We start from the raw sequence: 10,117 nt of genomic DNA, 5'->3' as shown, positions 1-10,117 counted from the left end.
CTCAGGGTCGACGTGCCCGGGCGGATCGGCCGCCTGATCGTTGCGCCGGCGCTGCCGGCCTTCCTCGATCGCTATCCGCAGATCGAGATCGATCTCGGCGTCACCGATCGCGCGGTCAATCTGATCGAGGACTCCACCGATTGCGTCGTGCGTGTCGGCCCGCTCGGCGATTCCGGCCTGATTGCGCGTCCGCTCGGCAATCTCGTGCTGATCAATGTCGCGAGCGCGGGCTATCTCGCGCGCCACGGCACGCCGCAGACGCCGGACGATCTCGCTGCGCATTGGGCGGTGAATTATGCCTCGCCATCCACCGGCCGGATCGAGCAGTGGGAATGGACCGAGCATGGCGCGGTGCGCAGCATCGCGATGCGCGGCCGCGTCACCGTCAACAGTGCGGAAGCCTATATCGCCTGCTGCCTCGCCGGCCTCGGCCTGATCCAGATTCCGGCCTACGACGTGAAGCGGCATCTCGATGCCGGCGAGCTCGTCGAGTTGATGCCGCAGCATCGCGCGGCGCCGATGCCGATGACCTTGCTCTATCCGCACCGCCAGCATCTGTCGCGGCGGCTGCAGGTGTTCGCGGACTGGCTGGCGGACCTTTTGAAAGAGAAGTTGCTCGTCGCGGGATAGTTCGCGCGCGCGTCACAACTTTTGCGCGATGCTCGCGCAGAAGCCGCGGCGCGTCACCGCTTGCTGCCGGTCGCGGCCGTCCTCGTCGCACGCGCCGGCTCGGCCTTGGGCTGGAAGAACAGGCCGGGCGCCACTGACACCAGTCCGAAGGTCATTCCGAGGAATGCCAGGAACGTATCGAGATAATTGAACTCCATTTCAGTTGTCTCCATTCAGCCTGCACGGGGCTCGGCCTGGTACTCGGCTTTTTGGCGCTTGGCCCGGTGCAATGCGTTCGATAGCTTAGATATGGTCCGAGACATTGATCGGTACAATAGAAACATTGATCTCGGAGCAATACTTTCATTGCTCCGCGCCTAGGCCGCGATCCGGCCCCGCTGAAGCGCATCTGCGTACCGCTGCTCGATGGCTTTGACGGAGTTCTCGAAGGCTTTTTCCAGGACGCCCCGGCCGATGGTGCGCAACACGAGGCCGAGGATCGATCCCTTCAGGTTCTTGCCGTCGCGCACGACGACGACGTCGATATCGGTCGTGCCGTCGGAGCGCCGTGTGAAGTTGTAAGTGTGGCCCGACCTACCGCCCCATATGTTGGAATCGGTTGTCGTCAGGACGACATGGTCGGGATCGGACCAATTGTAGTACAGGCGCTCCCAGATGCCGTTCGAGCCTTCGGTCACGTCAGCATCCGCGCGGCTGCGATGATGCACCTTGAGATAAGCGTCGGCGCTGTTGCCGAACAAGTTGGAGCGGCCGGGCCCGAAGTCGGTGAGGCCGCTGATGTACTGCTCGGGTGTCAATCTGGTCGTCCGATGAAGGTGGATCGTGGACATCTTCGGCTCCTGCGCGGGTGATGGAAGGGTACTAACGGCGTCAGGATCGGTTGGAGAGTGCGCCCGCCTTGCGGACGGTCAGGCTGTCGCCGGTCCGGCTGATCTCCACGGCGCCGGCCTGGTTCGCCGTCGAGAGCAGCGCGTGCTGACCGGGCGCCAGCACCGACACGAAGCGGACCGGCGTGCCAGACGCGCCCTGTGCGAGTGTGGTCACGACGCGATATCCATCGGGCTCGACGGTGTAGTAGGCGACGCCGGAGAGGTCGCCGAGATGGATGCTTTGGGCCTCGATCGGCTTGAGCGCGCGCGCCTGCGCGGTTCCAAGCGAAATTCCAAGCGAGGCCAGGGTGAAGGCGGTGGCGAGAATTGTGCTGCGGATCGACATGGGATCCTCCTTTAGCTCGGGTGTCAGAACCTGGGCGGCGGGTGGATGCCCGCTGCTCCCTTGCCGGAGGAGATGGTCAGGCTATGATCATCGATCAAATAGATGGGATCGATAATGGCCATCGATGTTGTCAATTTAGGGCGTATCGACCTGAACCTGCTCGTTCATCTCGATGCGCTGCTCACCGAACGCAGCGTGACCCGGGCGGCGGCGCGCGTCGGCATCGGCCAATCCGCGATGAGCCACAACCTCGCCCGGCTGCGCGAACTGCTCGATGACGAGTTGCTGACGCGGGCGGCCGACGGCATGCGCCTCACTCCGCATGCGGCGACCTTGCTCGAGCCGGTGCGGAGCGCGCTCGCGCAGGTCGAGGCGGTATTGCTGCGCGAGAAGACCTTCGATCCGGCCACGGCGGTGCGGACGTTCAGGCTCGGCCTGTCGGACAGCATGGAAATCCTGATCGTGCCGCGCCTGCTGGCCCGCATGCGCGAGATCGCGCCAGGCATTCACCTGCGGCTTTACAATGTCGACATGTCCCGGCTGCTCGATGACCTCGACGCCGATGCGCTGGACCTCGCGCTCGCCTATGGGCCGATCCAGCAGGGACAGTTGCATCACAAGCAGCGCGTGCTGTTCACCGAGAGCTTCCTTTGCATGTTCAATGCCGAGAAGACCGGCGTCACGCCGCCGATCTCGCTCGAGGACTACGTCCGGCTTCCGCACGTGCTGACCAGCCTGAAGCCGGATCGCAGCGTGCGCGGCTTCGTCGATGACGCGCTCGATGAGCTCGGCCTGCATCGGACCATTGCGCTGACCACGCCGCGCTTCCTCACCGTGCCGCATCTGGTGGCGCACGCGCCTGTGATCGTCACCATGGGTGCGCGGCTGGCGCGGCGCTTCGCCGCCGATCTCGGACTCAGTCTCAGTCCGCCGCCGGTGAAGGTGAAAGACGTCACCGTGTCACTGCTGTGGCATGCGTCCTACGATCACGATCCGGCTCACGTCTGGATGCGCGACCAGCTGGTCCAGCTGGTCGGCGAATTGTGAGCGCACCTTCACCTCGTCAGAACTTCTGCGTGATGCCGGCATAGACGCCGCGGCGCGGGCCGTACTGTGGCGCGAACACGCCGATGCCGGAGCCGTCGCGGATCTGGTAGACGGTGTCGAACAAATTGACGACGTCGAGGCGCAGCGTGGTCGGCTTGTTCGGCGCGACGATGTTGAAGTCGTGCGAGACGCCGAGATTGACCTGCGTGTATGACGGCACCGTGCCGGTATTGGCGAAGCCGTCGCGCAGGCCTGAGCCGTAGATCATCGATGCGCTGAACTTGGTGTCGTGCCATTGGTACCAGCCGCCCACCGATGCGGTCAGCGTCTGGGCGTGATCGGTGTTGACGTAATTGTTGGCGATATAGGCGAGCTCGTCCGGATCGAACAGATACTGGTTCGACACGACCTGGGTGGCGACTTGCCGCGCGATCGCGACGTTGCCGTAGAGATGCAGATTGTCGTGGTCGTAGGTCGCCTTCAGCTCGACGCCCTCATTGGTGCCCTTCGCGTAGTTGAACGCGGTCAGGACGTAGGCCTGGCCGAACTGGCCGTCGTCGAGCAGATCGGTCGCGATCTTGTAATAGGCGTCCATACCGACCTCGAGGCCGGGGATCGCATCAACCTTCTGCGTGACGCCGATGTCGAACACGTGCGAGCGCTCCGGCAGCACGGGATCGTTGGCCGTGGTCCCCGGCTGCGCCGTGGTGTTCTGCACCAGCGCCAGATTGGTCGGCGCCGCCAGCACCTGCTCGGGCGGCGTGAAGTTGCGCGCATAGCCGGCATGGAAGGTCGTGCCGTCCATGGGTTTCCAGGTCAGGCTGATCCGCGGGCTCAGCTGGTTGGCATCGACATATTGCCACATCTGGTCGAAGCGCAGGCCGGCGTTGAGCGTCAGCTGGTTGGTGATCTTCCACTCGTCGGCGATGTAGGTGGAGAACATGTATCCGGTCTTGGCGCTGGAATCGAACACCGAGAGCGGCGCGTCGATCGGGTTGCCGGAAGCATCGAGCGGCAGCACGGTCGAGCCGTTATTGACCAGCGAGCGCTCGGCGCTGGCGGAGAAGCCGAACTTCAGCGTGTGCGCGAAGCCGAGCCGGTAGGACGTATCCTCCTGGATGCCGTTGATGAAGCTCTGGCGGTAGACGTCGGACGCGACGCCGTTGAAGACGAGATCGCCGACCGGGTCGGGCATGAAGTGCAGCTGGCTGTAGCGATTGAAATAAGCGACCTGGTAGTCGAAGCCGTCGCCGGATTTCTGATAGGCCACGACGTTGAACTGGTTGAATTCCCGTTGCCGCTCGTTGAGCAGCGCGGAATCGAAGTTCGAGACGCCGTAGGCGGTGAAGGCCGGGGTTTGCCCTGGATTGTTGGGTATCTGGTAGGCGCCGTTGGAGACGCCGCCGATATAGGTCAGCCGGCTGGTCGGGTCGATGGCCGTCGAGACGTAGGCAAGGCCCTTCTCCTGATCGGTCCGGTCGTGGATGGCGTTGTACGCCGGCGTCGGGTTCTCGATGCCGACATCGCTGCCGAAATAGCGCCCGGAGACGTAATACTGGGTTTGTCCGACGGTGCCGCCATAGTCGACGCTGGTGGTGAAGTTGCCATGGCTGCCGCCATAGACGCTGACGCTGCCGGAATTGTTGAAGGCATCGGTCTTGGTCTGGATGTCGAGCACGCCGGCGGTGCGCAGGCCGTATTGCGCGGGCAGCGCGCCGGTGATCAGGGCCATGCTGCCGACGATCCCGGTGTCGATGATCTGGCCGAAGGCGCCGACGCCGTCCGGCAGCATGATTCCGTTGATGCGGTATTGCAGATTGGCGTGCTCGTTGCGGACATGCAGCTCGCCGCTGGCGGCCGAGTCCTGCGAAACCCCGGGCGCCTGCAGCAGTGCCTTGTCGAGCGTGGTGTTGGTGCCCTGTGGCAGTGACTGCAGGAACTGCTGGCTCATCTGGTAGGTGCCGGCGCCGGTCGGCGCCAGCAGGGCGGCGCGGGCCTGGTCGAGCCGCGCGTTCTGGCCAGCGATGGCTTGCGCTTGAGCCTGCTCGGCGGATGCCGGCGTGGCCGACACGGCACCGGTTCTTCGCGCGCGGTGGCCGCTTGCGGTCGCAACACGGGTCTTCGGCTTTTTCGGCCCAGGCGGTGTGGTGTGGTGCTGCGGCGCCGTCACGGTGATATCTGGAAGTTCTGTTGGCGGCGCCGTCGTCTGTGCGAAGGCGGCGCCGTTGATCCCGCAGACCAAAAGCGAAACCGCGCCGGCGGCGGCGTGTCGTCGGATATGTCCTGACATGTTGGTTCCCGATCTCTTCAGGCCGCGATCCGGATCCGCTTGAACAGGACGCGGTCGAGCCTGCCGTCACGAACGCGACGGCCAGATTCCCATTGATCAAACGGCAGCCGAACCGTGGCCGCGTTCGAAGTTCAGTCGTGGTGGGATGTCAGGAGATCGGGGGCGCACGCGGCTGGTAGTGAAGCCGGCCGATGTCGACCGGAGCCGCGCAATCGTCGATGTGCCAGGCGAGCAAAGCCGCGGCATCCGGCAGCTGCAGTGGAGGCAGCGCCGGCGTCGGTGTCGCCGAGTTGACCATCGCCACGACGGCACAGATGGCGCACAGGTCAGCGGCCTGATCGGAATCCGGATTCGAACGAGGCTCGTTGTGCGAGGCCAGCGATGCAATCGTCGTCGCCTGTGCCGGCGCAAAGGCATGAAAATGGCCGAACGACAGCACGAACTGGATCGACAGCGCCAAAAGCGCCAGCCGAGCCCCGAGCCTGATGTTCGAACGAAACCACTTCATGACGACGCCATTTCCGCGTCGAGAGGTCACAAGACCTATGGACGGCGCCTGCGACGCGGTGTCGCACAGTTTCGAAAACGCACTGGGCTGTCAATCCGCATTGCTGGGCGAGATGATCAATTTCCAGGCGATCGGACGCTTCTGCAACATCGCGGACTCGGCAGAATGGGGCCGGCTTGCGCCAGCCCCATTCGCGCGATTGGCAGGAGGCGCGGCGGTCGTGTCGAAGCGCGGCGCTGGCGCTACCGGCCTCCGGAGCGTATAACTTCGCGACTACAGGTGACGGTCTCCCGAATGTCGATCTCCGCAAGCAAAACCGGTCTCGCAATCATCGCAGTCGTGCTATGCCTCGGCGGCCAGCAGGCCGATGCCCAGGCCGGCCCGGTGCGCTACTGGACGCCCGGCTCGCTGTTCGGCTTCGGCGGCAGCCTGGCTGACGGTCAGAAGGCCGACACCTACGGAAATTTTCCGGGTTTTGACGCGACCGGCGCGCAAGGCGGCGCCGCGTACCTGAACGGCCGGCCGGACGGCTGGTTCGTCGGCAGCGAAGGCGGCCGCTCCGGCTGGAGCGCGCTCGGTCAATCCGCGGCGTTCGGCTCCCTGGAATATTCGGGCGCGCAGGTCGGATACAATTTCAAGGGCGTCGGTGACACGCCCGTGACCTTCTTCGCCGGTTTCGACAGCTTGAAATACAATCCGCCCGGAGCCGGCGGGCCGCTGGCACCGTTCAGCGGCAATCCCGGCGTCAACGCCGGTTATGCGGCGCGAGCAGGCGTCGAGTTCCGCCCGACCTCGAATGTCACGCTGTCGCTTGGGGCCAGCTTCACCCAGCAAGGGGCGGAGCGCATGGACAGCGACATTCATTCGCAGCTGCTGCCCGGCCAGTCTCCGGTCCTGTTCGGCGGCCGCTAAAGCGCGATGAGATTGGGTTGAATCGTCATCGCGCTTTAGCTCCTTGTTTGAGCACGATCTTTTCGGAAAACCGCTTCACACTTTCCGGATCATGCTTTAGCGCGTTTTCGCACCGCGCGAATCGCGCTGCGAACATAGCGCGTCAGCGCAAGACCGCAGCGCTGCGGTCCTGATTCAACCAGAGCTTCAGCTGGAACCAAGAAGGCCCGAGGTCACGGGCACAGTCAGGATCGAAACATGGACATGCAGGGCAAGATCGCACTCGTCACCGCCGCAGCATCGGGCGCCGGCCGCGCCGGCGCGCTCATCCTCGCGCGCGAAGGTGCGGCAGTTGCCGTCGTCGACCAGAACGAGGCTGGTGCGAAGGCGGCGGTCGAGGAGATCAGGAAGGGCGGCGGGCGCGCACTGGCGCTGGCCGGCGATCTCCGCGACGACAAGTTCTCGCGCGACATCGTCGCGGCGACCGTAAAGGAATTCGGCGCGCTCGACTGCGTCTGGAACCATCTCGGCATTCCCGGTCCATCCGTGATCGACGATCTCGAAGGCTGGGACCTCAGCGTCGATCTCAATCTGCGCTCGCAGCTGATCACCACCAACGCCGCGCTCGCCCAGATGACGCCGCGGCGCAAGGGCAGCATCCTGTTCACCGCGTCGACCTCGGGCCTCGTGGGGTCGCCGTGGAGCCCAACCTATTCGGCGGCGAAGGCCGGCGTCATTGGTCTGGCGCGGGCGCTTGCCAAGCGCCACGCCAGGGACGGCGTGCGCGTCAATGCGATCTGTCCCGGTGCGATCGACACGCCGATGCTGCGGGTGTTCGTCAACCGGCCCGACCAGCCGGGCCACAACGAGGCCGACCCGGAAGAACTGATCAAGGCCGCGGTGACCCGCAATCCGATGGGCCGCGCGGCGCGCCCCGAGGAGATCGCGGAGGTCGCGGTGTTCCTGCTGTCGGACAAGGCCTCGTTCGTCACCGGCATCGCGATGCCGGTCGATGGCGGGACGGTGGCGTAGAGCGCCGATGAATTGACGTTGATCTGCAGCCCCAAGGCAACTTCGTCCCTCTCGCGCTTTGGGGGGCGCGCTGCCAAAATATCGAAAACAACCCCATGCAAAGGAGCCGCCGGTGGCCGGCGGTTCGATCGGGCGACTTGACGCGTCGGGCAACTCACGGGTATTTTTCCAATATTCCGAAATCTGGCCCCAGGGTCGCCTGGCGTCGCCTCTCAGAGATGTCCTCTAGAACTTCGCCCTGATGCCGGCATAGGCGGCGAGCGGCGTGCCGGGTACGAAGGCGCGGGGATCGCTCAACTGCGCCATCAGGTTGGGGGCGCCTCCGGCGCTGACAAAGCCGCCGGTCTGGTAGAACGCGCCGCTCAGATAGTAGTGCTGGTTGAACACATTGTTGATCAGGCCGAACACCTCGATGTTGTTCGTGACCTGGTATGACGTGTGCAGATTGACGACCGAGTAGGCCGGCACCTTCGGGCTCTGGTTGGTATAGTCATGGATCAGCCACTGGCTGCCCACGACGTTGAGGTCGGCGCCGACCTTCCAGGCATCCGTGACGTTGTAGTCGACGCCGGCCTTGAAGCGGTGCGCGGGAATGCCAGGGATGCGGTCGCCCGGAGTGACGTTGACAAATTGCACGCCGCCCTCGCTGATCAGCGCGTTCGGATTGTTCGGCGAGGACAGCGTGATCGCGCTTTGATAGGTCGCGTTGACATAGGTGTAGTTGGCATAGGCGTTCCAGCGATCGAGGCGGTAGTCGAGTTTGGCCTCGATACCCTGGCGCAAGGTCTGCCCGGCGTTCTGGAAGTATCCGAAATTGTTGACGCCGAGCGGGCTTGCCACCTGGATGATGTCGTCGTCGGACAGGGTGCGGAACGCGCCCAACCCCCAGCTCAGCACGCCCGTCTTGGCATCGCGGCCCCAGCTGCCGCGGAGCCCCGCCTCGACGGTGTGCGACACCACCTGCTTGAGCGGCGGATCGGCGACCAGGAAGGTGTCGATCATGCAGGGATGGTTGGGATCGGAGCAGCCGAGCTCCAGCGGCGTCGGCGTGCGGTTGGCTTCCGAATAGCCGGCATAGGCGGTGAGGTTCGGGGTGATCTTGTAGGTACCGCCGATCACCGGGTTGAAGCGCTGGAAGCGGTTGCTGCTGTTGAGCAGGTCGTTGGTCCCGGTCTGGTCCTGCAAATCGATCTGGGCGAGATTGAATCGCCCGCCCGCCGTCACGGAGAACTTGTTGGTCACGTCGAATGTGTCGGTGAGGTAGATGCCGGTGTAGGTGTTGGTGGCGCGCAGATCGACCGGACTGAGGCCTGCGTCCGGCTGGTTGATGAAAACACCAGTGCCTGTCACGAACAGGTTGTTGGGATCGATCGTGCCGAGCTCGCTGCTTGCGGTGAATTTCGTGTTGCCGTGATCGACGCTGACACCCATCACGACATGGTTGTCGTGCCCGAACAGCTTGTCCGAGTTGGTCAACTGGGCCGTACCGCCATAGCTGTTGGTGGCGGCGCGGTTACGATCGATTTCGCCGAGGAAAGCATTGCCGAGCGTGTTCGGCGTGGCCGGGCCGTCGGCTGGACCGAACACCGGCAGGCCGTTGCCGATGCACAAGGTCGTGGGATCGTCGCATGGCGCAACGTCAGTGCCGTTGCCGTCGGTGTGGGATTGCCGGAATCCGCGGAAATAGGCATTCCCCTGAAGCGACCATGTGTCCGAGAAATTGTGGCTCAGGGTGGCGTTGACGAAGGCGAGCTGAAGCTGCGTCGATTGCGGCCAGGTGTAGACGCTCGACCAGCGCTGATTGAGCATCTCGACCGGCGTTGCCGCGACGTTGCCGAGCAGATTTTTGGCGCCGGTGAAATTGATGTGGAATTCGGTCTGGTCGTTGCGCGCGCCGATGTCGACATACATGCGGTTGACGTGCGAGGAATTCGCATAGTCGCGCCAGCCGCGATCATAGGCGGACTCGAACGCCGCATAGGCGGAGACGTTGTCCTTCTGGCCGCCGGCCTGCACGCTGCCCTGCAGGCGCCCGTAGGAGCCGCCCAGGACTTCAGCCTCGACCCCCTGATAGGTGAAGCCGTTCTTCATCTGGATGCTGAGCGCGCCGCCGATCGCGTTGAGGCCGAATATCGGGTTGTTGGGAACCAGCGAAACCCGGTCGATGGCCTTTTCCGGGATGAAATCCCAATTGACCACGTCGCCCCAGGATTCGTTGATGCGCACGCCGTTCTGATAGACCGCGATGCCCTGCGGCGTTCCCTGAACCGGCGAGGCGACGAAGCCACGGTAGTCGAGCGTGCGCTGGAATGGATTGCCGGTCTGGTCGGTGAGTGTGACACCCGGCAGCTTGCGATTCACCGAGTCGAGGAAATTCGTCGAATAGTTGCGGCTGAAATCCGCCGAGGTCAGCACCTCGGTGTTGGACGGTATCCTGTCACGGTCGAGCAGGCTCGAATCGCGCTCGGAGGGGGCGGGGGCCCCGGCGCCGGCCTCAGGCGCCG

Annotated in this window: 11 protein-coding genes; 5 read left to right on the top strand and 6 right to left on the bottom strand. The window is 64.3% G+C overall.

What is annotated here, in order from left to right; translation table 11 throughout:
• Nucleotides 1-630, top strand: a 630-nt coding sequence (locus H8A92_RS37965; protein ID WP_229200397.1) for a LysR substrate-binding domain-containing protein, incomplete at its 5' end; no start/stop codon positions are given.
• Nucleotides 631-683: 53 nt separating this feature from the next.
• Here the strand turns inward: H8A92_RS37965 and H8A92_RS37960 are convergent.
• The 3 genes from H8A92_RS37960 to H8A92_RS37950 all read right to left on the bottom strand — a co-directional run bounded on the left by H8A92_RS37960 (nucleotide 684) and on the right by H8A92_RS37950 (nucleotide 1,845).
• The gene (locus H8A92_RS37960) at nucleotides 684-827 is read right to left on the bottom strand and encodes a hypothetical protein (RefSeq protein WP_229200396.1); all 144 of its coding nucleotides are present in this window, start codon (nucleotides 825-827) and stop codon (nucleotides 684-686) included.
• Between the two features lie 159 nt (nucleotides 828-986).
• Nucleotides 987-1,460: a hypothetical protein gene (locus H8A92_RS37955; RefSeq protein WP_229200393.1), complete on the bottom strand. Its 474-nt coding sequence runs from the start codon at nucleotides 1,458-1,460 to the stop codon at nucleotides 987-989.
• A gap of 40 nt (nucleotides 1,461-1,500) precedes the next feature.
• Nucleotides 1,501-1,845, bottom strand: coding sequence for a hypothetical protein (locus H8A92_RS37950; protein ID WP_229200391.1), 345 nt, complete (start codon nucleotides 1,843-1,845; stop codon nucleotides 1,501-1,503).
• A gap of 114 nt (nucleotides 1,846-1,959) precedes the next feature.
• Between H8A92_RS37950 and H8A92_RS37945 the strand changes: the two genes are divergently transcribed.
• Nucleotides 1,960-2,892 (top strand): LysR family transcriptional regulator, encoded by a 933-nt coding sequence (locus H8A92_RS37945; protein WP_229200388.1) that lies wholly within the window; start codon nucleotides 1,960-1,962, stop codon nucleotides 2,890-2,892.
• Nucleotides 2,893-2,908: 16 nt separating this feature from the next.
• Here the strand turns inward: H8A92_RS37945 and H8A92_RS37940 are convergent, their stop codons facing one another.
• Together H8A92_RS37940 and H8A92_RS37935 are read right to left on the bottom strand one after the other, a co-directional pair.
• The gene (locus H8A92_RS37940) at nucleotides 2,909-5,182 is read right to left on the bottom strand and encodes a TonB-dependent receptor (RefSeq protein WP_229200385.1); all 2,274 of its coding nucleotides are present in this window, start codon (nucleotides 5,180-5,182) and stop codon (nucleotides 2,909-2,911) included.
• A gap of 148 nt (nucleotides 5,183-5,330) precedes the next feature.
• Nucleotides 5,331-5,690, bottom strand: a complete 360-nt coding sequence (locus H8A92_RS37935) for a hypothetical protein (protein ID WP_229200384.1) — start codon at nucleotides 5,688-5,690, stop codon at nucleotides 5,331-5,333.
• Between the two features lie 37 nt (nucleotides 5,691-5,727).
• On the opposite strand from H8A92_RS37935, the gene H8A92_RS37930 reads away from it, so the two are divergent.
• From H8A92_RS37930 to H8A92_RS37920, 3 genes are all read left to right on the top strand, one after another.
• On the top strand, nucleotides 5,728-5,955 hold the full coding sequence (locus H8A92_RS37930) for a hypothetical protein (RefSeq protein ID WP_229200382.1): 228 nt from the start codon (nucleotides 5,728-5,730) through the stop codon (nucleotides 5,953-5,955).
• Nucleotides 5,956-5,984: 29 nt separating this feature from the next.
• Nucleotides 5,985-6,602, top strand: coding sequence for a hypothetical protein (locus H8A92_RS37925; RefSeq protein ID WP_229200379.1), 618 nt, complete (start codon nucleotides 5,985-5,987; stop codon nucleotides 6,600-6,602).
• A 237-nt stretch (nucleotides 6,603-6,839) separates the two neighbouring features.
• Nucleotides 6,840-7,613, top strand: coding sequence for an SDR family NAD(P)-dependent oxidoreductase (locus H8A92_RS37920; RefSeq protein ID WP_229200377.1), 774 nt, complete (start codon nucleotides 6,840-6,842; stop codon nucleotides 7,611-7,613).
• 225 nt (nucleotides 7,614-7,838) lie between these two features.
• On the opposite strand, the gene H8A92_RS37915 is transcribed toward H8A92_RS37920, so the two are convergent.
• Nucleotides 7,839-10,025, bottom strand: coding sequence for a TonB-dependent receptor (locus H8A92_RS37915; protein ID WP_229200399.1), 2,187 nt, complete (start codon nucleotides 10,023-10,025; stop codon nucleotides 7,839-7,841).
• Nucleotides 10,026-10,117: the final 92 nt, after the last annotated feature.

The sequence above is a fragment of the Bradyrhizobium acaciae genome (genome assembly GCF_020889785.1).
GTDB lineage: Bacteria > Pseudomonadota > Alphaproteobacteria > Rhizobiales > Xanthobacteraceae > Bradyrhizobium > Bradyrhizobium acaciae.
Note: the sequence above shows the minus strand (reverse complement) of the source record. Positions and strands in the feature narration are given on the sequence as shown.